Annotated in this window: 25 protein-coding genes; all 25 read right to left on the bottom strand. The window is 33.4% G+C overall.

Features of this window, described 5'->3' with window-relative positions:
- The 25 genes from AC6FXG_RS01260 to infC all read right to left on the bottom strand — a co-directional run bounded on the left by AC6FXG_RS01260 (window position 1) and on the right by infC (window position 21,731).
- Entirely contained in the window at window positions 1-1,032 is a 1,032-nt protein-coding gene (locus AC6FXG_RS01260) for a sensor histidine kinase (protein ID WP_500571246.1), read from the bottom strand.
- Window positions 1,017-1,676 (bottom strand): response regulator transcription factor, encoded by a 660-nt coding sequence (locus tag AC6FXG_RS01255; RefSeq protein WP_500571245.1) that lies wholly within the window; start codon window positions 1,674-1,676, stop codon window positions 1,017-1,019. Before AC6FXG_RS01255 ends, AC6FXG_RS01260 begins: the two co-directional genes overlap by 16 nt.
- Before the next feature lie 86 nt (window positions 1,677-1,762).
- Window positions 1,763-3,826 carry a type I DNA topoisomerase gene (gene topA / locus AC6FXG_RS01250; RefSeq protein ID WP_500571244.1) on the bottom strand — a complete coding sequence of 688 codons (2,064 nt, stop codon included), beginning with the start codon at window positions 3,824-3,826 and terminating at the stop codon, window positions 1,763-1,765.
- A 14-nt stretch (window positions 3,827-3,840) separates the two neighbouring features.
- Window positions 3,841-4,941, bottom strand: a complete 1,101-nt coding sequence (dprA, locus tag AC6FXG_RS01245) for a DNA-processing protein DprA (protein ID WP_500571243.1) — start codon at window positions 4,939-4,941, stop codon at window positions 3,841-3,843.
- Window positions 4,942-4,943: 2 nt separating this feature from the next.
- Window positions 4,944-6,470, bottom strand: a complete 1,527-nt coding sequence (locus tag AC6FXG_RS01240; RefSeq protein WP_500571242.1) for a YifB family Mg chelatase-like AAA ATPase — start codon at window positions 6,468-6,470, stop codon at window positions 4,944-4,946.
- A gap of 11 nt (window positions 6,471-6,481) precedes the next feature.
- Window positions 6,482-7,243 carry an EFR1 family ferrodoxin gene (locus AC6FXG_RS01235; protein WP_500571241.1) on the bottom strand — a complete coding sequence of 254 codons (762 nt, stop codon included), beginning with the start codon at window positions 7,241-7,243 and terminating at the stop codon, window positions 6,482-6,484.
- A gap of 27 nt (window positions 7,244-7,270) precedes the next feature.
- Complete coding sequence (locus AC6FXG_RS01230; protein WP_500571240.1) at window positions 7,271-7,636, bottom strand: YraN family protein; 366 nt, start codon at window positions 7,634-7,636, stop codon at window positions 7,271-7,273.
- Window positions 7,623-8,213, bottom strand: a complete 591-nt coding sequence (gene rnhB / locus AC6FXG_RS01225; RefSeq protein WP_500571239.1) for a ribonuclease HII — start codon at window positions 8,211-8,213, stop codon at window positions 7,623-7,625. The genes AC6FXG_RS01230 and rnhB overlap by 14 nt, the downstream gene beginning before the upstream one ends.
- Window positions 8,185-9,039 carry a ribosome biogenesis GTPase YlqF gene (gene ylqF / locus AC6FXG_RS01220; RefSeq protein WP_500571238.1) on the bottom strand — a complete coding sequence of 285 codons (855 nt, stop codon included), beginning with the start codon at window positions 9,037-9,039 and terminating at the stop codon, window positions 8,185-8,187. The genes rnhB and ylqF overlap by 29 nt, the downstream gene beginning before the upstream one ends.
- A gap of 56 nt (window positions 9,040-9,095) precedes the next feature.
- A complete protein-coding gene (gene rplS, locus AC6FXG_RS01215; protein WP_075573734.1) occupies window positions 9,096-9,437 on the bottom strand; it encodes a 50S ribosomal protein L19 in 342 nt (113 codons plus the stop codon).
- Window position 9,438: 1 nt separating this feature from the next.
- The gene (gene trmD / locus AC6FXG_RS01210) at window positions 9,439-10,170 is read right to left on the bottom strand and encodes a tRNA (guanosine(37)-N1)-methyltransferase TrmD (protein ID WP_500571237.1); all 732 of its coding nucleotides are present in this window, start codon (window positions 10,168-10,170) and stop codon (window positions 9,439-9,441) included.
- Window positions 10,161-10,661, bottom strand: coding sequence for a ribosome maturation factor RimM (gene rimM / locus AC6FXG_RS01205; protein ID WP_500571236.1), 501 nt, complete (start codon window positions 10,659-10,661; stop codon window positions 10,161-10,163). The genes trmD and rimM overlap by 10 nt, the downstream gene beginning before the upstream one ends.
- Entirely contained in the window at window positions 10,661-10,897 is a 237-nt protein-coding gene (locus AC6FXG_RS01200; protein WP_075573737.1) for a KH domain-containing protein, read from the bottom strand. The genes rimM and AC6FXG_RS01200 overlap by 1 nt, the downstream gene beginning before the upstream one ends.
- A 1-nt stretch (window position 10,898) precedes the next feature.
- Window positions 10,899-11,207, bottom strand: a complete 309-nt coding sequence (gene rpsP, locus AC6FXG_RS01195; RefSeq protein WP_075573738.1) for a 30S ribosomal protein S16 — start codon at window positions 11,205-11,207, stop codon at window positions 10,899-10,901.
- A 17-nt stretch (window positions 11,208-11,224) separates the two neighbouring features.
- Entirely contained in the window at window positions 11,225-12,553 is a 1,329-nt protein-coding gene (gene ffh / locus AC6FXG_RS01190) for a signal recognition particle protein (protein ID WP_075573739.1), read from the bottom strand.
- A 3-nt stretch (window positions 12,554-12,556) separates the two neighbouring features.
- Complete coding sequence (gene ylxM, locus AC6FXG_RS01185; protein ID WP_500571235.1) at window positions 12,557-12,910, bottom strand: YlxM family DNA-binding protein; 354 nt, start codon at window positions 12,908-12,910, stop codon at window positions 12,557-12,559.
- 83 nt (window positions 12,911-12,993) lie between these two features.
- Window positions 12,994-14,328, bottom strand: a complete 1,335-nt coding sequence (ftsY, locus tag AC6FXG_RS01180) for a signal recognition particle-docking protein FtsY (RefSeq protein ID WP_500571234.1) — start codon at window positions 14,326-14,328, stop codon at window positions 12,994-12,996.
- Window positions 14,329-17,817 (bottom strand): chromosome segregation protein SMC, encoded by a 3,489-nt coding sequence (gene smc / locus AC6FXG_RS01175; protein ID WP_500571233.1) that lies wholly within the window; start codon window positions 17,815-17,817, stop codon window positions 14,329-14,331. It lies immediately after the preceding gene.
- A 47-nt stretch (window positions 17,818-17,864) separates the two neighbouring features.
- Window positions 17,865-18,104, bottom strand: a complete 240-nt coding sequence (locus AC6FXG_RS01170; protein ID WP_075573743.1) for an acyl carrier protein — start codon at window positions 18,102-18,104, stop codon at window positions 17,865-17,867.
- A gap of 1 nt (window position 18,105) precedes the next feature.
- On the bottom strand, window positions 18,106-19,083 hold the full coding sequence (gene plsX, locus AC6FXG_RS01165) for a phosphate acyltransferase PlsX (protein WP_500571232.1): 978 nt from the start codon (window positions 19,081-19,083) through the stop codon (window positions 18,106-18,108).
- A 64-nt stretch (window positions 19,084-19,147) separates the two neighbouring features.
- Window positions 19,148-19,327 (bottom strand): 50S ribosomal protein L32, encoded by a 180-nt coding sequence (gene rpmF, locus AC6FXG_RS01160; protein WP_075573745.1) that lies wholly within the window; start codon window positions 19,325-19,327, stop codon window positions 19,148-19,150.
- A gap of 31 nt (window positions 19,328-19,358) precedes the next feature.
- Complete coding sequence (locus AC6FXG_RS01155; protein WP_500571231.1) at window positions 19,359-20,552, bottom strand: acetate/propionate family kinase; 1,194 nt, start codon at window positions 20,550-20,552, stop codon at window positions 19,359-19,361.
- Window positions 20,553-20,634: 82 nt separating this feature from the next.
- Window positions 20,635-20,979 (bottom strand): 50S ribosomal protein L20, encoded by a 345-nt coding sequence (gene rplT, locus AC6FXG_RS01150; RefSeq protein ID WP_075573747.1) that lies wholly within the window; start codon window positions 20,977-20,979, stop codon window positions 20,635-20,637.
- Between the two features lie 16 nt (window positions 20,980-20,995).
- Window positions 20,996-21,187, bottom strand: coding sequence for a 50S ribosomal protein L35 (gene rpmI, locus AC6FXG_RS01145; protein WP_075573748.1), 192 nt, complete (start codon window positions 21,185-21,187; stop codon window positions 20,996-20,998).
- A 19-nt stretch (window positions 21,188-21,206) separates the two neighbouring features.
- Window positions 21,207-21,731, bottom strand: a complete 525-nt coding sequence (infC, locus tag AC6FXG_RS01140) for a translation initiation factor IF-3 (protein WP_157884893.1) — start codon at window positions 21,729-21,731, stop codon at window positions 21,207-21,209.
- Window position 21,732: the final 1 nt, after the last annotated feature.

The raw sequence follows: 21,732 nt of genomic DNA, 5'->3' as shown, positions 1-21,732 counted from the left end.
TTATTCACCCCTACTAACTGGGATTTGCATTCTCTGCAATGCCCCGCCATCATTATTGTTTTGTAAAATTAACTCACCCGATAAACTTTCCATATAGGAATCTACATAATAGAGTCCAATCCCATAACCCTTTCCAGAAGTCCTACCATAATTATCTGTATAAAATATTTCCTTTGCTCTGTTTATCGATTCTTTATTAAATCCCAAGCCATCATCTATTACATCAATTAATAGTTTTTCATCTTGAATACTTGTTTTTATTTTAATATACTCTCTTCTATGCTCGTATGCATTGTTCAAAAGATGAACAAAAGATTTTTGTAGCTTGTTCATATTAGCTATAACATAGACGTCTTCACCCACACTACTTTCAAAAATAATCTCTTCTTCTCTTAAATCAGAATATATCTCCACATTCTTTTTTAAATTTGCTAACAAATCAACAATTTTTATTTTTTCCCTTTCCTCTATCTCATAAAAACTTTGACTTACATCCATTAATTTTTCTATATAATCCGATACTTTATCTGCTTCAGCTTCTATCCTATTTAATCTTTCTATATTCTTTCCTTCAAGCATTTTTGTGTTTTTTATTAAATTCACATTTGTATTTATTACAGTAATTGGCGTTTTCATATCATGGCTTATATAGGATAGACTTGAGTAAACAAAATTTTCCTTTTCTACAATTTTTTTATTTTTATCAATTAATGCATCTTGAATCATTTTAAATTCTACAGTATTCATATCACTTGTATAGTAATTGTAGTTTATTCCATTGATTATATTGCCTAAATCTTTCATTATCAGACTATCTATTTTTTCATAAAACTTATAAGAGAAAAATATAAACGCTAATACAAAAACTCCAAATGTAAACTCAATCGAGGTTTTAAATTTAATATTAATAAGTCTAAACCCATATTTTTGATATATATTAATGACTATTAACGATAGTATTGTTGTAAGTAATATTTTTAATAAATAACCCAATATATAGCTAGATATTATCTGCCTTATCTTTCTTTCCATCTATATCCTACTCCCCATTTATTTTCTATTGGATCATCTGCATTTATCTCCAAAATCTTTTTTCTAATATTATATATATGAGACACAATTGTCCGCTCTGTAACCTCTTCACTTTGTGTTGGCAACATTGAAATCATCTGTGCTTTTGATAAAATTTTGTTTATATTTGTATAGAGTAATTTTAAAACTTCTAATTCAAAATTTGTCAGTCTAGAAATTTCGCCCTTCTTGCTAATGGTCCCTATATTTAAATCAAATTCAGTTTCCTTAAATACAACTTTTTCTTTATTTTGATTTCTTAATTGCGTATTAATTCTTGCTATTAAAATATCTGCATCAAATGGTTTTGTAATGTAATCATCTGCTCCAAGATTCAAACCTTTTATTTGGTCATGTTTTGAAGATTTTGCTGTTAAAATTAAAATCGGCCTATTTATATCATTACGAATAATTTTTAAAAAATCTAAACCATCCCTCTTGCCAAGCATTAAGTCCAAAATTATTAAGTTATATTTATTAAGGATCATATAATCTTCAATATCATCTATATCATAATAATAATCAACTTCATACCCTTGAGATTCCAATAAATCCTTCAGGGATTCAACCAATGACCTGTTGTCTTCTATAAGTAATATCCTCATCCCATCACCACCTTAAAGATATTATAACATAAGAAAAATCAAATTATAGTAAAGAAAAAATGCAGCCTTTTTCAGCTGCATTTAAATTATTTTTCTCTTTTTTCTGTGTAATCACAATTTGTGCATTTGATTTGCTTGTACTTGGAGTAATTTTTTTCTGTCAGCGTGCCTCCGCACTCTGGACATTTTTCTTTTATAGGCAAGTCGTAAGTTGCAAAGTCGCAATCTGGATATTTGTTACAACCGTAAAAAACTCTTCCGTACTTGCTTTTTTTCTTGACTATTTCTCCATCCTTACACTTAGGACACTTTACTCCAACCTTTTCTTCTATGCTCATTGTGTTTTTGCATTCAGGAAATCCTGGGCAAGCCAAGAACTTACCGTACTTGCTGTATTTGTAAACCATCATACGGCCACACTTGTCGCACTTTACATCTGAAACTTCATCTTCAATCTTGACTTCTTCTATATTTTTATTCGCTTTTTCAACATCTTTTTCGAATGTCTTATAAAAATCTTTTAAGACTTTTTGCCAAGCTAGGTCTCCATCACTAACATCGTCCAGGACCTCTTCCATCTCTGCTGTAAATTTAACATTGATAACAGATGGGAAATTTTCCTTTAATATTTCATTTACTATTTCCCCTAATTCTGTTGGGACTATAGTTTTTTTATCGAATTTTATATAAACTCTATTGACCAAGGTTGAAATTGTAGGTGCGTATGTGCTCGGCCTGCCAATCCCTTCATCTTCAAGGGTCTTTATCAAGCTTGCTTCTGTAAATCTTGCAGGCGGTTTGGTGAAATTTTGTTCTGGAATGATTTTATTTGGATTTACCTTTGAACCAATTTTAAATTTATCAAAATCAACTTCTTTAAAGCCAGACTCTATTCCATTAACGCGCATATAACCGTCAAATATAATGGCCTCTGCTTCTGTCTTGAATAAATAAATTCCATTTTCTAAATCAATGGTCTTCTTTAAAATTTTAGCACTTGCCATCTGCGAGCTTACAAACCTATTCCATATCAAAGAATATAATTTGTATTCATCGGCAGATAAATATTCCTTAATAGATTGTGGAGTCCTGTTTACATCTGTAGGTCTAATAGCTTCGTGAGCATCTTGAGTCCCCTTCTTTTTATTGTGATAGTGCTTAGGTCCAGAATAATATTCATTGCCAAAACTTTTATTAATAAATTTACCAGCTTCGCTAATAGCTTCTTCACTTAAACGGTAAGAGTCTGTTCTCATGTAAGTGATAAGCCCTACTTCTGAGCCTGCACCAACTTTCTTACCTTCATATAGCCTTTGGGCAATTTGCATGGTCTTAGATGATTTAAATCCTAAGCGCCTATTGGCATCTTGTTGCAATAAGGATGTGGTAAATGGTGGAAATGGATTTTTTGATCTCTTTGTTTCTTTGTTGGCAACTACTATATAATCGTTTTTCTTTAGATCTTCGATTATCTTGTCGCTAGCCTTCTTATTTGGAATTTCAATTTTCTTATATGAACTTCCGTCTTTAAATTGCTTTAGATCAAAAATTATCTCATCAGCCTTGTCTTTAAAAAGAGCTTTTATAGTCCAATATTCATCTGGTTTAAAATTTCTAATCTCTTCTTCTCTATCGCATATAAGCATAAGGGCAACTGATTGAACTCTACCGGCACTGAGTTTTCCCTTTACCTTTTTCCAAAGTACTGGGGAAAGATTATAGCCAACAACCCTGTCCAAGACTCTCCTAGCTTGTTGAGAGTCCACCAAATTTTCATCAATAGTCCTTGGGTCTTCCATTGCTTTTAAAATTGATTTTTTGGTTATTTCATTAAACTCAATTCGATTTTTTTCGCCTTCAAGGCCCAACAGGTATGCAACATGCCAGGCTATTGCCTCACCTTCTCTATCATTATCTGTTGCGATATAAACTTTATCAGCTTTTTTGGCTGCGCTTTTAATTTCATTTATAACAGGTGCCTTGCCCCTAATATTTATATATTCGGGTTCGAAAGTTTCAAGGTCAACACCCAGTCTTGATTTTGGTAAATCTCTTACGTGTCCCTTAGTGGCTAAGACCTTATTATTTTTTCCTAAAAATCTTGAAATTGTCCTGGCCTTGGTAGGAGATTCTACAATAATTAAATTCAAAATAAACTTCCTTTCTAAAGTTTTAACATATATTTTCCAGCAGCTGTGCTCTTTACAATATCGAGTAATTCAAGTTTGGTTATAAGCATCTGCGTGGTTTGAACATCAAGTTCAGTCTTATCCATAATTTCATCCATAGAAAATTCTCCCAATTGGAGGACGTCAACTATGGATTTTTCTTGGTCAGATAAGTCCAAATTATCTGTTGAAACTTCTTTTGATTTATAGTCGTCAGTAAATTCTTCAAATTCACGAACTTCATTATATATATCTTGAGGCGAAATTACAAGTTTTGCTCCATCTTGTATTAATCTATTGGCTCCCCTCGAGTAAACACTATTTATATTCCCAGGAATTGCAAACACATCTCTGCCTTGTTCTCCAGCTATTCCCGCGGTTATTAGTGATCCGCTTTTCTCCTTAGCTTCTACAACTAAAACGCCGAGGCCTAGTCCACTAACTATACGATTTCTCCGTGGAAAATTATATGGAGCCCCCTTTGTGTTTGCGGGAAACTCGCTTATTACGGCTCCGTTTTGAGAAATTTCATGGTAGAGTTTTTCATTTCTCTTTGGATAAATAACATTTAAACCCGTACCTAAGACAGCAATCGTTCTACCACCGACTTCTAAAGCTGCTTTATGGGCAACTGTATCAGCCCCATTGGCCATGCCAGAAACAATGGTTATACCGTTTTTAGCTAGGTCACTTGCAATATACCTGCAACTCTCTTTGCCGTATTCAGTAATCTTTCTACTGCCGACAATAGAAAATGCAAGCTCATCTTGAGGAAGAATTTCACCTTTTACATACAAAACTGCAGGTGCATCATCTACATTGCTAAGTCTTTTGGGATATTCATCATCAAAAATTGTAATAATATGGGCACCAAAATTCTCGTATTCTTTAAAAATCTTTTTTATTTTATCCTCGTCTCTAGAAGACATTATAAAATCAATCTTTTCCTCACTTAAGATAGCAGAATTCTCTATTTCTTTTCTATCGCAGGAAAAAATTTCCTTAATATCCCCAAAGTATTCAATTAACTTTAATATTTGCTTGTTTTGGACAAATAAATAATTTAACCAAACAAGTGCTTCTCTGTTATTAATCATATCTAAAAATACTTTGAATCAAAGGACCTATATCTCAAGGCCTCTAGCAAGTGTTCGTCTTTTATATTTTCTGAAGAGTCTAGATCTGCAATTGTCCTAGCCAATTTTAATATTTTATTATAGGCTCTAGCAGAGAAAGAATATTTCCTGTAAGCCATATCTAAAATCTTTTCAGAACTGTCCGTCAAGTGGATGTATTCATGTAAGTGTTTGCCAGAAAGCTGTGAATTGTTGGTGATATTTATATCCTTGTACCTTTCGATTTGCAAGTTTCTTGCATTATTAACCCTCTGGCGTATGTCCTTAGACTTTTCGCCTTCAGCTTTCCCCTTCAAATCATCATAGTTTACAGCAGAAACCTCAATATGCATATCAATCCTATCCAGAAGTGGATTCGAAATTTTTCCAAGATACCTGTCGATTTGATTTTGCGTACATGTGCACTCATGATTAGGATCGCCGTAGTAACCACAAGGACAAGGGTTCATAGACGCAACAAACATAAAATTTGCGGGATAAGTTATTTGTGCATTTACACGCGAGATATTTACAACCCCATCTTCCAAGGGTTGTCTCAACACTTCAAGTGTACTGCGGTTAAATTCTGGTAGCTCATCCAAGAACAAAACGCCGTTGTGGGCAAGACTAACCTCACCTGGTTTAGGTATCCTGCCACCGCCGACCACGGCAACAGAACTTGAACTGTGATGTGGCGACCTAAAGGGTCTGGTTCTTATTAATCCATCGTCAGTTGTAAGTCCTGCAACTGAATAAATTTTTGTTACTTCTATGGCCTCTTCTTCAGTCATATCTGGTAGTATAGTTGGAAGTCTACGGGCTGCCATTGTTTTGCCAGCTCCTGGAGGACCAATAATTAAAATATTATGGTTTCCTGCAGCTGCAATTTCAAGAGCCCTCTTTAAGGTCTCTTGAGATTTTATTTCAGAAAAATCAACGTCGTAGTGAACTTCTTTGTTGATATTTGTATCTGATTTAAATGGTTTGAACTCTCTTTCATTATTTAAAAAGGTAAATACATCTCTTATATATTCAAAAGCGTAAACATCAACATCTTTTAAAATAGAACACTCTTTTCTATTGGCAAAGGGCACAACAAATTTACGGTAACCCAAGTCCCTCATAGAAATTACCATAGGTAATACGCCTTCAACTGCATTTAATTTACCTTCTAAGCTAAGTTCTCCAATAAAAATGTAAGGGTCTGAACTTCCCTCGACCAAGTTTCCATTAGCAGTTAATACAGCAACTGCAATTGCGAGGTCAGTATGTGAGCCTTCTTTTTTTATGCTTGCAGGTGCAAGGTTAATTGTAATTCTTTTATCCAAAGGAAATCTGATTCCAGAATTTATTACAGCCCTTGTTACACGCTCTTTCGATTCTCTAATTGCAGCATCAGGTAGACCAACTATATTAAAAGCAGCTTGTCCACCCCCAGATACGTCGCATTCAACTTCTATCATGCTTCCTATAAGTCCTGTAAGTGCAGCACTTTTTACGCTTGAATACATATCTCCTCCTATTAATTGTTTTTTATTATTTTCTTAAGTAAGTATCTATCCTTGCCAACAGTTTTTTTGCCATATTCAATAGCACCTGTAGGACATTTTGAAATGCAGGCAGCGCAATGAGTACACTTTCCATTCCAGCGAGGATATCCATCGACATAATCTATATTGTTTAAAACGCATACTTGTGAGCACCGGCCGCATTTTATACATTTTTCTGTATAATAAAATTTCTTATCCTTGACCATAAAGTTAAAGAAAAAACTGTTTACTGGGCCAGAAATAAAACGGTCAATTAAACTTATCTTGGCTTTTTTAAATTGCTTTTTATTATTAATAATATCTGCGATTTTTCTTAATTCTTTGTTAGCATCTAAAACTATATTTTTATTTGTTTCTGCATCATCAAGATTAAATAGCATTATATAATTTTCTGGCATTTTAATACCATAAAGACCCATAAAGTTTAGGCCCCATGAGCTCACATCTTCTTTTATATATTTGTAGGCATTGCCAGATGATGATCCATAGTTAAGTATGACATACATATCTTTGCTGCCTGTAAACTCACATTTATTTAAATATTCAGTAATAAACCTTGGCACCCGCCAAGAATATGTAGGTGTAAGCAATACAAAGGCTTTATCTGAGTTAAATACTTCTTTTTGATTGCTTTTTATATAAGAAAAAAGATCCACAGCTCTATCATCTATTTCTTTCGCAAGTGATACTGCTAAGTACTCACTGTTTCCAGTTCCCGAAAAATATAATATCATTCTTGTCTCCTTATCTGCTATTAAAAACTAAAATTCTGATATTTGAAAAGCGTTTTCTATATGATTAATATACTTTTCCTCAAATATTATTTCTATTATATCATATCTCCTTCTTAATTTATACCAATTTTTCTCAGCAACAAAAATATTGGCTGTTTTATCTATTTTATGCCTCTTTATATCATTTACAGCATCCTGAGGTAGGCCAAATCTCCTATTTTTTCTAGCCTTTACTTCGACAAAGACAAGGACGCCTCGGTCCATTGCGATTATATCAATTTCTCCCTGCTTGTTTCTGTAATTTCTTTCAAGTATATAGTAGTTTTTCTCTTGCAAATACTTACAGGCCATGTCTTCCCCAAGATTTCCTACTATCTTATTATCTGCCTTCATATTTTTTTAAAAAACTCCTTCTATGCAAGTCAGTTATGCCTTCTTGGTCTAAGCCTAAGTAGTGGTTTTTGGTCCCGTATCCCTTGTTATTTTTTAAATCATATCCTGGATATATTTTATCCCATCCATAGCATAAGTTATCCCTAGAAACTTTTGCAATAATAGACGCTGCCGCAACATTATAGCTAATCTCGTCCCCATGATCTATTGAAAGTAAATTATCATATCCACTGAGCTTAACTGAGTCAATTATTATCAAGTCTGGCTTAAGGATTTTACTTGCATTTTTTATAGCCTGATCCATGGCGAGCTTCGTAGCTTCTAAAATATTTACCTTGTCAATTACTTTCTCATCCATATAGCCAAGTCCAATTGCAAGTGACCTCTTCCAAATTTCATTAAAAAATATCTTACGCTTTTTCTCTGAAAGTTTTTTGGAATCATTTATTCCCATAATAAAAATATTTTTGGGCATGATAAGAGCAGCTGCAGCGACCCCACCAAATAGCGGTCCCCTGCCAACTTCGTCCACGCCCATAATATATTCTTCATTCCTCGTCTGTTCTATCCAAGTCATCTACTCTCTCCAAAGAAATTCTGCCCAATTTTCCTGACCTAAAATCTTGCAATAGTATTTGTCCTGCTCTTGAATAATCGATTTCTCCTCCACGCAAAAGCGTGCCACGAGCTCTACCTATATCCTCAAGTATTGCAACCCTATCGGCGTCTTCATTCACATCGTATCTATCTTTTAAAACACCAGGATATAAGTCCTTTAATATATCTATTAAAATAATTGCAAGCTCTGCAGGATCATCTTCTATATTTTCAATGCCATTTACAAGTTTTAAATTGTTAACCAAAGTTTGATTTTTGCGTGATGTTGAAAGAATACCCGGTGTATCCAAAATCATAAATCCGTAGTCTGTCTTTACCCACTGCTGATTTTTTGTAAGCCCCGGTGTGTTTCCAACACGAGCAGATTTTTTTCCTTTTAGTGCATTTAAAAGTGTAGATTTACCCACATTAGGCATTCCAACCACAATCATCTTTAAAGTAAAATCTTCAACTCGGCCATCTTTTTCTTCTAGCATTTTATTTTTTATGTTGCTTATTTCTTTTAGAATTCTATTAATATCATTTCTATTGGACAAATTAACAGCAAAACTCGTCCTATCTTCGTTAAATTTATCAACAAATTCTTCGGTTGCCTTTGGATCGGCAAGATCACTCTTACTTAAAAGTAAAAGTCTTCCTTTGTTAGCAAACAATCGGTCGAAGATTGGATTTAGTGTAGCAACTGGGACTCTGGCATCGACAACCTCAATAACCATATCTACTAGCTTTAATTTGCTTTCAATTTCTTCTATAGCTTTTTTCATGTGGCCTGGATACCAACTCATAATACTCTCCTTTATTATAAAAAAAGGAGCATGCATGCCCCTTTGATTAATTATACTTATTTAACTTCTTTAACCTTTGCGGCCTTACCTTGACGATCTCTTAAGTAGTAAAGTTTAGCACGACGAACGCGGCCTTTTCTTGTAACTACAATTTTGTCAATTCTAGGTGAGTGAAGTGGGAATGTTCTTTCAACACCTACACCGTATGAAAGTCTTCTAACTGTAAATGTTTCTTGAACAGCGCCTCCTTGGCGTTTAATAACAGTTCCTTCATAAACTTGAATTCTTTCCCTTGTACCTTCTACGACCTTGTAGTGTACTTGTACTGTATCCCCTACTCTAAAGTTTGGAATATCAGATTTTAATTGTTCTTTATTTAAAGCTTCTAGTACATTCATCCTAGTTACCTCCTTCCTCTTTTAATAATTTTTTTATATCTTTATTTTCTTTATTATTTTCCATAAATTGTTCATACAATTCTGGTCTTTTTTCTTTTGTTAGTCTTAGAGACTCTTTCAAGTTATATAACCTAACTTTCTCATGGTCACCAGATAATAATATATCTGGAACTTTTTTCCCTTCAAATTCATAGGGTCTTGTGTACTGTGGGTGTTCTAATAAACCATTATAAAAAGATTCAATTTCAAAGCTTGCATCTTCTTTTAATACGCCAGGTATTAACCTTGTAATACCATCCATAACAACCATAAAAGGAATTTCTCCACCTGTTAGGACATAGTCTCCAACAGATATTTCCATATCAATATAATTGTCAATTACGCGTTGGTCAACGCCCTCATAATGTCCACAAAGAAAAGTTAAATTTTCTTCTTTTGATAATTCATTTAGTAAATCTTGATCTAACTTCTTTCCAGCTGGTCCCAGGTAAATTCTCTTGCCTGGATTTTTTATAGAATGCATTGCATCTACGATTGGTTGGCAAGTCATTAACATGCCTAGCCCTCCGCCATAAGGATAATCATCAGTTCTCCTATTGGGATCATCGGAGAATTCTCTAATATTAATAGTATTTAACTCTACTCTACCATCTTCTATTGCTCTTTTTATAATAGAATAAGATTTCATATTTTCAATAAATTCAGGAAAAGTAGTCAGACAATTTATAACCATGGTATCAAACCCTCTATCGAATTTATTTCAATTTTATTATTTTCTATATCAACATTTGAAAAAAATTCTTTTACAAAAGGAATCATAGCCTCATTATCATTGTGAGAAATAACTATTATATCTTGGCTGGTCCCATTGATTACATTGGAAACCCTACCAATACATCTGTCGTTTTCATATACATCCAATCCTATTAGATCTCTATGAAAAAACTCTCCATCCTTGAGTTCTGAAAAATCAGCTTCATCTACATAAATAGAATCACCAACAAGTCTTTCAATTGTGTCTATATCATCTATGCCCTTTAGTTTTAAATATACCGATTGTTTTTTTGTATATACATCAGCTATTTCAAAAGGTTCACTATAGCCAAAGACATAAATTTCTTTAAACTGAAAGAATTCATCTATATCATCAATGTATCTTTCAATTTTAAAGGCTCCCTTAAGTCCATGGCTCGATGATATTTTTCCAATTTCAACTAGGTTCACTAATCAGCAATCTCCAAGTTAACATTCTTTGTAGATTCAAAGTTAGCAGCCTTTAAAATAGTTCTAATACTATTTGCAATTCTGCCCTTTCTACCTATAACCCTTCCCATATCGTCTGGATTAACACGAAGGGTTAAATTGATGGAATTTTCTGTTTCATCTACATCGATTACAACATCTTCCTTATTAACTACTAAGTTGTCTACCAAGTAGGCAAGTAATTCTTTTGCTTGCATCTTATACCTCTGTTTCTTTTTCTTCTTCAGCAACTTCTACTTCTTTTTCAACACCTTTAGATTTAACATCTAAAACATTGTATTGTTTTAATAAGTAGTTAACTGTATCTGTTGGTTTAGCGCCAACGCCAATCCAGTATTCTGCTCTGTCACCATCGATCTTGCAAACCTTTGGATTGCTTACAGGGTTGTAATATCCAATTTCTTCAATAAATCTTCCGTTTCTTGGAGCTCTTGAGTCTGCAACAACTACACGATAGAATGGATTCTTCTTTGATCCCATTCTTCTTAATCTAATTTTTACTGCCATATCCTACACCTCCTTTATTAAAAGAATGGAATTCCCATTCTTCCCTTAGATTTTTTTGACATCTGATTGAATTTTTTCATCATTTTTTTTGTATCTTTAAACTGTTTTAGAAGCTTTGAAACCTCATTTGATTTCACGCCAGCACCAGATGCAATCCTGTCTTTTCGAGATTGATCAATTATTTCAGGCTTATACCTTTCTTCCTTGGTCATACTCTTTATAATAGCTTCTATTCTCGCCATTTGCTTTTCATCAACTTGAATATTTTTAAGCGCCTTGTTGTTGCCAACACCAGGAAGCATTCCCAGCAATTCATTTATCGGCCCCATCTTTCTGACTTGTTCCATTTGATCTAGGAAGTCATCAAGAGTAAATGTCATCTCACGCATCTTTTGTTCAAGTTCTTTGGCCTTCTTTTCATCATAGGCCGCTTCTGCCTTTTCGATTAATGTTAGTACGTCGCCCATGCCAAGTATTCTGCTTGCAAGTCTATCTGGCTTAAAGCTTTCGATTTTATCTAGCTTTTCGCCTGTGGTAATAAACTTTATAGGCTTATCTACAACTGATCTAATACTTAAAGCTGCACCACCACGAGCATCACCGTCAAGTTTTGTTAAGACAACTCCAGTAAGCTCTAATGTGTCATTAAAAGACTTAGCAACATTTACTGCATCTTGACCCGTCATAGAGTCAAGGACGAGTAATATTTCACTTACATCAACTGCAGATTTAATATCTCTTAATTCATTCATTAAATCTTCATCAATGTGGAGTCTACCAGCCGTATCTATAATAATTACATCGTGATTATTTTGCTTTGCATATTCTACAGCTTCACTTGCTGTTTTTGCAGGTTCTTGAGTTCCTCTTTCAAATACTGGAACCTTAACCTTTTCACCAACAACCTGAAGTTGCTTAATAGCAGCTGGACGATAAATATCAACACCAACTAGCATTGGATTTTTGCCTTCTTTTTTCATAAGACCAGCCAGCTTTGCACTTGTAGTTGTCTTACCAGCACCTTGCAAACCGCACATCAAGATTATAGTTGGCTTATTAGAAAAATCAATTTTTTCTTCTTTGCCGCCCATAAGTGCAGTCAGCTCTTCATTTACTATCTTGATAACTTGTTGGGCAGGAGTTAAGCTTTCCATGACTTCTTTGCCTACGCAGCGTTCTTTAACGGTTTTTGTAAAGTCTTTAACAACCTTAAAGTTTACGTCTGCCTCCAAAAGAGCCATCTTGACTTCCCGCATAACCATATCGACGTCTTTTTCGCTTAATTTTCCTTTTCCGGTAATTTTAGCAAGGGACGATTGTATTCTTTCACTTAAACTCTCAAACATATTTCACCTTTCAATACTTTTAAATTCATCTATTATGTTTTCGATTTCTAAGAGGATATCTTCAGGAAAACCTTCTGTTTTCTTTCCCTTTTCGTGTAAGGAAATTAAATCCTCTTTAATTTTTTGACTCTTATAAAACATATCAGCCAAGTGAAGGTCTTCTTCAAAGGCCTGTAACTTCTCATTAGCACTTTTGATCAAATTGCTAACTGCCTGTTTAGATACGCCTAAATTGTCGGCGATCTCTGTCATAGTCAAATCATCGTTGTAATACAAATCAATAGCATCTTTTTGTTTGTCAGTTAAAAGAGTACTATAGAAATCATACAAAACACTTGCTTCAAAATGATAAATCATCTTACCACCTGTCAACTTTTTTTGTTGACTTGTTTATTTTACCATGCATTTTACTTGTTGTCAACCCCTTTTAGCTAATAATTTTAATTTTCTTCAAAAATTGCATCTACAAATAATTTTGGATCAAAAGGTTGCAAGTCATAGATGCTTTCACCGACGCCAATAATCTTTACAGGAATACCAATTTCATGTTGAATAGGGATAATTACACCGCCTTTAGCCGTTCCATCTAACTTTGTAAGAGCAACACCTGTTACTTCAGAAACTTCTTTAAATTCTTTGAGTTGCAGAAGTGCATTTTGTCCTGTAGTTGCATCCAAAGCCATAATAACTTCTAGTGTTGCATCTGGCATCTTTTTATCAATTATCCTTCTGATTTTATTAAGCTCATTCATCAGGTTGACTTTGTTGTGCAAGCGTCCTGCTGTATCAATTATTGTAATATCAATATTATTCTTAATAGAATAATCCAGTCCATCAAAAACAACACTTGCTGGATCAGCGCCCTCTGCTTGGCTAATAACTTTTACGTCTGCTCTTTGACCCCAAACTTCAAGCTGCTCGATAGCTGCTGCCCTAAAAGTATCAGCTGCTATAATTGCAACGCTCATACCTTCTTGTTTGAACTGATAAGCAAGCTTTCCAACTGTTGTAGTCTTGCCAACACCATTAACACCTACAAGCATGACAATTGATGGTGTAGGTAAAAGTTTTAAATCATTTGAAACGATATTTTCATTTAAGGTATCGAGCATGACTTCTTTTAAAAGCTCCTTAGCATCTGCTGCGTTATGAATATTTTTATCAACAATTCTTTCTTTGAGTTCATCAATTATTGTCATGGTAGTCATAGCACCTATGTCGCTCATAACTAAAATTTCCTCAAGCTCATCGTAGAAATCATCATTTATTTCATTGGCTTGGAATACTGAATTCATTTGGTAAACAAGATTTTTTCTGGTTTTATTTAATCCATCAAAAAGCTTTTTAAACATACCTTTTTGCTCAGGTTTGTCTTCTTTAATCTTTTCAGAAACTCCCTTTGCTTCTTCTTTAATTAACTTTTTTTCTTCATTAACTTTAGCCCCTATTTTTTCAATCTTTTCATCTGTTTTTTCTTCTGCTGCATTTATATTATCTTTTACGTCATTTACAGTTTTGTCAAAAGCATCATCTGCCTTATCCATAAATTCTTCAGTTTTTTCAGCCACATTCTCTTGGACTTCAGTTATTTTTTCAGATAATTCTTGAGTTTTTACTTTAATGTCATCAGCTTTTTCCGAAATATTTTCTGATAAATTCTCCACTCCTTCAGCAAAATTATCTGAAAGATCTTCTAATTTTTCTTCGACATCCTTGGATGCTTCAACTATTTCTTTATCTTTTTTCTTAAATTTATCCTTAAACCAATTAAACATCTATATTGCCTCCTCAATATAATCTTCTACCCTAACGCTAATTATCTCGCTTACACCCTTGTCTCTCATGCAAACACCGTAAATAGTATCTGCAACTTCTAAAGTGGTTTTTCTGTGAGTAATAATTAAGAATTGTGAATCTCTAGCTAGCTCATTTAAGAACTTAGTGTACCTTGAGATATTGATATCATCAAGAGCCGCATCAATCTCGTCAAGAATACAAAATGGTGCAGGCTTTAACTCTAGTATTGCAAATAAAAGAGCCATTGCAGTTAGCGTTTTTTCTCCACCTGATAGCAAGCTCAAGGCTTGAAGTTTTTTCCCTGGTGGTTTCGCAACAATCGTAATACCTGAGTTTAATGGATCTGATTCATCTACTAAATATAAATCAGCCTCACCACCATTAAATAAATTTTTGAAAACCTTTTGAAAGTTAAAGCGGATTTTTTCCATATTATCTTTAAACTGGACTTTCATATCTTGATTAATTCCTGCAATAATAGAATTTAAATCACTTATGGTCTTTTCTATATCGGAAATTTGTTTCTCATAAAAAACTTTTCTTTCACTTAGCTCTTTAAACTCATTTATTGCATTTAGATTAACCATTCCCAAGTCTTCTATAATTTTATCAATTTTTGCAATAGTATCTCTTTTTTCTCTTAAATTTTTAGTATCTCTTGCTTCATTAATAAATTCTTGGTAAACATATCCCCTATTAGAGATGTCTGCTTTAAAGTTTTCTATACTTTCATCCAGGCGAACTTCTTTAAGGTCTTGTTGGTTAAGCTTATTTTCTAGTTTAATAGTATCTTCTTGTTTAATCTTCAAGAGACGATCTAAATCTAAAATTTTATTTTTTACCTCTTGCTTTTTATTCTGTATAAGCAAAATTTCATCGTCATCATGCTTTTGTAGCTCTTCTATCCTAGAGAGCTCTTTTAAACTTTGATCAGCTAGACCTTTTAACTCATTAAGTTCTTTTTCTCTTTCTAATAATCTTTCTTTTTTTAGCCTAATCTCATTCTTAATTTCTTCTAGCTTACTTTCATTACTTTCAATCTTATACTTAATATTGGACCGTTCTAATATCTTATCAACTGAGTCCTGCCTCTTGCTTTCTAAGTAATCAATTGAATTAATCAAGATTTTTTGCTCTTCTTCTAGTTGATTCAATTTTAAAGTATCAATTTCTTTAAATTCAACAGTTGAGTCTACGTTAGATAAATCTTCCAGATCTGATTTTATCCTATCCTTAGAAATTTGTTTCTCTTCTAAAAGATTTTTCATAGCATCTATTTCGTTTTCTCTTTGGGCAATTGTATCTTCTAGGATCCTTGTTTGAGATTTTTTATCTAAAAGAATATTATTGGTAGATTCAATATTTTCTTTTAGAGCTTCAATTTGACCTTGATAATCCGCCCTGCTTTTTTCAAGTATGATGATCTCTTCACTATATTTTTTAATATCTTCTTCAAGTTGGTTTATCTTAGCTTTAATTGATAAAGGAGTTTGCTTTTCCCTATAAGATGTACCTCCAGTGATGGCTCCATATTGGTTAAACTGCTCACCATTTTGAGTAACTATCATTTTATATTTCTTTTGATACTTAATTCCTGTGTCAATATTATCTACAATCACTATGTCCTTTAACAAGTATGAGATAATTGATTTGTATGGTTCTTCTGCTTCCACAAACTCAATTGCATAGCCCAAAACACCGTCTGACTTGTTTGGCATGACTTGTGTCTTGGACGTATTAGTTGTATCTAGTGGTAAAAATGTTGCCCTACCAGCTTTTTTTGCATTTAATTCAGCAATCATAGCCTTGGCATCTCTTACTGATTTTGCAAAAACATATTGCAATCTTGAGCCCAGGGCAGTTTCAATTGCTTTTACATAGCTTGAATCAGTATTTATTCTGCTAACTAAAGTCCCTAAATAACCATCCTTTTCATTGTAATTTTTTTCTAAAAACTTAATCGGCTGATAAAATAGTTCATTTGTATCCAAAATATTCTTATTAAAATCTAAATTGAGCTTAGCATTATTATTTTGATTTGACAAATGGGAAATATTGATAGAAATATCCTCATATTCTAAGGTTTTTGACCTTAGCAAGTCATTGCAATCAGCAAGCTTACCATTTAAATTATTTACTTCGTCTTTTAAACTCGTGTTTTGTTTATTCTTCTCTTTTAAATCAGCTGTATACTCTTGGATTTTAGTATTTAATTCATTTAATTCATTTGATAATTTTTCAAATTCACCTTCATAGAGTTTAATCTTTTCGTCCCTAATTTGAGTGTTAGCTTGACTTTCTAGTTTCAACAGTTCATTTTTATGGTCTTCTTCCCTAATTGTGTTTAATTCACTCTCAACTTCTTTAAGTCTTGACCTCTTATTATTTATTTCTGAGTCAAAAGAATTTGAATCCTCTGTCTGCCAATTGTCTAGTGAATCTTTAAGAGATAAATTTTCATTAGATATAGTATCTATATTTTTATAGGCACTTTCAATGCTATTATTCAACTCTTGTATAGAGTCTTGAAAATGTTTTTTTCTTTCAATATTTATGTTATGTGAAGATTTTATTTCAGAAAATTCCCTTAATTTAGACATTTTAACATCATTTAAGGCCTGAATCTTAAGGTCTAAATCCTCAATTTCTTTATTCATATCACCTTTGTTGGATTCAAGTTTCTCAATCTCAGCTTTGGTGGAATTTAAATCAGATTGGATAAGTTCTTTGTCTTTGGAAATGTTTTCAAAATCTTCTAAATTCTTTTTTATGCCGTAGTATAAAAGATCAAGCTCTAGAGTGTTTTTTTCTAAAATTACATTATTATACTTCTCTGTCTTTATACTCTCGGCTTCTAAGTAAGTATATTGCCTATTTATCTCATCAAAAATATCGCACAAACGATCTAGATCATCATTTGAGCGTTCAATTTTCCTTAAGGCTTCTTCTTTTTTATATTTGTAAAGGGAAATACCGGATGCTTCTTCAAATATATCTCGCCTATCCTCTGGCCTATTTGAAAGAACATTATCGATTTGCCCTTGACCTATAAGTGAATAACCATCTCTACCAATACCTGTATCCATAAATAGCTCTCTTATGTCGCGTAGGCGAACCTTGTTTTTATTTATAAGATACTCGCTAGTCCCATCCCTAAAAAGTCTTCTGGTAACAACAACTTCATCATATGGAATATCATCAATCTTGCAATCAGAAAATGTTATAGAAACTTCAGCAAAACTAACTGGCTTGATATTATCTGTTCCCTTGAAGATAATATCTTCCATCTTTGCTCCCCTAAGACTTTTAACACTTGATTCCCCTAAGACCCATCTAATTGCATCAGAAATATTGCTCTTACCTGAACCATTAGGACCGACTATTGCGGTAACACCTGGCGGAAATTTTATTATTGTATTATTTAAGAAGCTTTTAAAGCCCCTAATTTGTAACTCTTTAAGTAACAATTTTCCTCCAACTTTAACAAAATCCAGATATAATATCTGGATTTCACTTATGCATTTTGCACTTTATTCACGTAATCTAAGCAATCTCCAATTGTAGCGATAGAATCTAGATCACCATCTTCGGCTTCAAGGCCAAGTTCAAGTTCAATAGCCATTATAAGTTCTACTAAATCCAATGAATCTGCATTTAAGTCATCCTTAAATGAGACTTCTCTAGTTAACTTTTCGATTGGAGTACCAAATTGCTCACTTATTAACTCTAAAATCTTGTTATCCGGATTGCTCATCTTATACCTCCGTTTGAAATAAGTTCGTTAAATATTCTATAAGATTCGACTCATACGTTTCTTTTGCAACTTTTATTGAATTATAAAAAGCCTCAGCGTTAGAATTCCCATGAGCTTTTACAACTACTTTTTTTAGACCCATGATTGGAACGCCACCATATTGGTTTGCATCAAGCTTTTTAAAATTATTTTTCAAATGTTTTTTAATAAGAAGCATGCCTAGCTTTGTAAAAATATTTGTGTAAGCTGTATCTTTTAATAACTTCAATACAAATCTAAACTCCCCTTCAAATCCTTTAAGCAAAAGATTTCCAGAAAAACCATCTGTTACTATAATACCGGCCTCTCCATCAAAAATATATCTTGCTTCCAAATTGCCTTTAAAATTAAGATCAGATTCTTTAAGAAGCTTGTAAGTTTCTCTTGTTAGAGCTGTCCCTTTGCTTTCTTCTATGCCATTATTTATTAGCATAACTGATGGATGTTCTACGTTTTTAATAAGCTTCACATAATTGCTAGCAATAATTGCAAAATTCTTGAGCATCTCAGGTGTACAATCAACATTAGCTCCAGCATCTATCATATACGAAAAACCTTTAACTGTTGGTACTGGAACCATAAGTGCAGCTCTGTCAACACCTGGAATTCTACCAACTATTAAAGAAGCTCCAGCAAAAACTGCTCCTGTGCTTCCACCTGAGATAAATGCGTCATATTCACCTTTTTTTAATGCGTATAAGCCCTTCGTTATTGAAGAATCTTTTTTGTTTCTAATAGCAAATGCAGGATTGTGTTCATCTGTGCTAATTTCTTCACTTGCAAGCAAAAATTTACAGCCACTTTTAATAACTGCATCTTCAATATCTGCCTTACCTATAATGGTAATATCTATACCGAGTTTTTCTCTTGCCATTCTACCTGCATCAATTACAACTGAACTGCCATCGTCTAGTCCATTTGCATCTAATAGAAACTTCATTTATACCTCTCTTATTTTATTAAAAGAATATGGATGGCATAGAAAAATACCATCCATATTAATATTACTCAACTGTAATTACTTCTTGTTTATTATAATATCCACAGTGTGGGCATACTCTGTGTGGTCTCTTTGGTTCTCCACATTCAGGGCAATTTATAACTGTTACTCTTGGAAGAGTATAAGAAGAAGCTCTTCTCTTAGCTGTTCTAGCTTTACCAGTTTTTCTCTTAGGTACTGCCATATTACACCTCCATAATTATTTTAAAGATTAATTATTTTGTAGTTAATCTTAATGTATCTCTTGCAATCATCAATTCTTCATTGGTAGGAACAGTAATTGCTACTACCTTTGAATCATCTGTGCTAATAATTGCTTCTTTTCCACGAACATTGTTCTTTTCTTTGTCAATTTTTGTTCCCAAAAATTCTAGCTTGGACATAATGTCTTCTCTCATTTCTACAGAGTTTTCACCAACGCCAGCTGTAAATACGATTACATCAACGCCACCCATTTGAGTTGCATAAGCACCAATGTATTTTCTTACACGATTTGCAAATTGATCTAGGGCAACTTTAGCTCTCTTGTTTCCCTTTTCAGCTTCTGCTTCAATATCTCTGAAGTCTGAGCTTACACCTGAAATTGCAAGTACACCGCTCTTTTTATTAAGCATATCGCTAATTCCTTGAGCATCTAAGTTTTCCTTATCCATAATGAAAGGAATAATTGCAGGGTCAATATCTCCTGATCTTGTACCCATGCATACACCTTCAAGTGGAGTAAGTCCCATTGATGTATCGATAACCTTGCCATGGTCAATAGCTGCCATTGAGCTGCCATTTCCAAGGTGACAAGTAATAATTCTTAAATCTTCACGTTTTTTACCTAAAATTTCTGCTGCTCTTTTAGATACAAAGTTATGACTTGTACCGTGGAAGCCATATCTACGTACAGCATACTTTTCATAATATTCATATGGCAATGCATATAAATAGTTTTCCATTGGCATTGTTTGGTGGAAAGCTGTATCAAATACTACAACGTTTGGTGTGTCTTTCATCAATTCTTGAATAGCTTCAATTCCCATGATGTTTGCTGGGTTGTGAAGCGGAGCTAACTCTATGCAAGCTCTGATTTCTGAAATAACTTCATCGTTGACTACAACTGAGTCATTGAATTTTTCTCCACCGTGAACAACTCTGTGTCCAACAGCTGAGATTTCATCCAAACTCTTTATAGCGCCATGATCTTTGTGAAGAAGTTGTTCTAAAACAAGTTCAAGAGCCTTTTTATGGTCTTTCATTTCTTCTTCAACAACAAATTTTTCACCATTGATTTTGTGAGTTAGAACTGAACCTTCAATTCCGATTCTTTCTACCAAGCCTTTGCATAAAACATCTTCATTTGTCATATCAATTAATTGATATTTTAATGAAGAACTTCCACAGTTAATTACAAGTATATTCATATTCCGTTCCTTTCAATAAATTATCACTTATATATTATATTATCTTATATGCTTTTAAAAATCAAGCAAGAATTCGTAAAGCTTATTTTACAGATTCAACAAGTTTTTCGAAGCCTGCTGGGTCATTAATTGCCATTTCAGACAGAATCTTTCTATTAACTTCGATATTGTTTTCTTTAAGAGCTGCAATGAATTTTGAATATGAAAGACCATATGGTCTTACAGCTGCGTTAATACGTGTAATCCAAAGTTTTCTAAAGTCTCTTTTTCTTTGCTTTCTTCCTTCGTAAGCATAGCTTTGGCTCTTTAATACAGCTTCCATCGAAGTTCTATATAATTTCGATTTTCCACCATAGTAACCTTTAGCTTGCTTCATTACTTTGTTTTTCTTTTTACGTCCTGAAACAGATCTTTTTACTCTAGCCATTCTAAACCTCCTAACTTTATGGAATCATATGAGAAATTCTTCTCATATCACTTTTGCTAACTAATGTGCCTTTTCTTAAACTGCGAATTCTCTTAGGAGATTTCTTTCCTGTAATGTGGCTCTTATAAGCCTTAAATCTTTTTAATTCACCGCTTGCAGTTCTTTTAAATCTCTTCGCACTTGCGCGGTGTGTTTTTAATTTTGCCATAATTTCCTCCTTCTGGTATTTAACTCTTTGGCAATACGTACATAACCATATTGCGTCCTTCTAATTTTGCAGGTTTGTCGATAACTGCCAAGTCCTCGATCATTTTAAAGAATTGCTCAAGTACATCTACACCTTTTTCGGTGTGACCCATTTCTCTGCCTCTAAATCTAACAGATATTTTTACCTTATCTCCATTATTTAGAAATTCTTTAACCTTATCTGCTTTGACTAACATATCATTTTCTTCGATATTCGGTGTCATTTTCATTTCGCGAACTTTGATAATCTTTTGATTTTTCTTAGCTTCTTTTTCGCGTTTTTGCATTTCATATCTGTATTTACCGTAATCTAAAATTTTACATACGGGCGGTTTAGCATTTGGTGAAATTTTCACAAGATCTAAACCTTGGTCATTTGCAAGATCTAATGCTCTTTCAATTTCACAAACACCAATTTGATCACCATTTTGATCAATGAGTCTTACTTTGCTATCCCTTATTTGTTCATTAATTTCGAGTTCCTTAATTTCCTTTCCCCCTTCCAAA

The organism is Ezakiella massiliensis, from assembly GCF_059862345.1.
The sequence above is the reverse complement of the archived record's forward strand: the minus strand, read 5'-3'. Positions and strand labels throughout refer to the sequence as shown.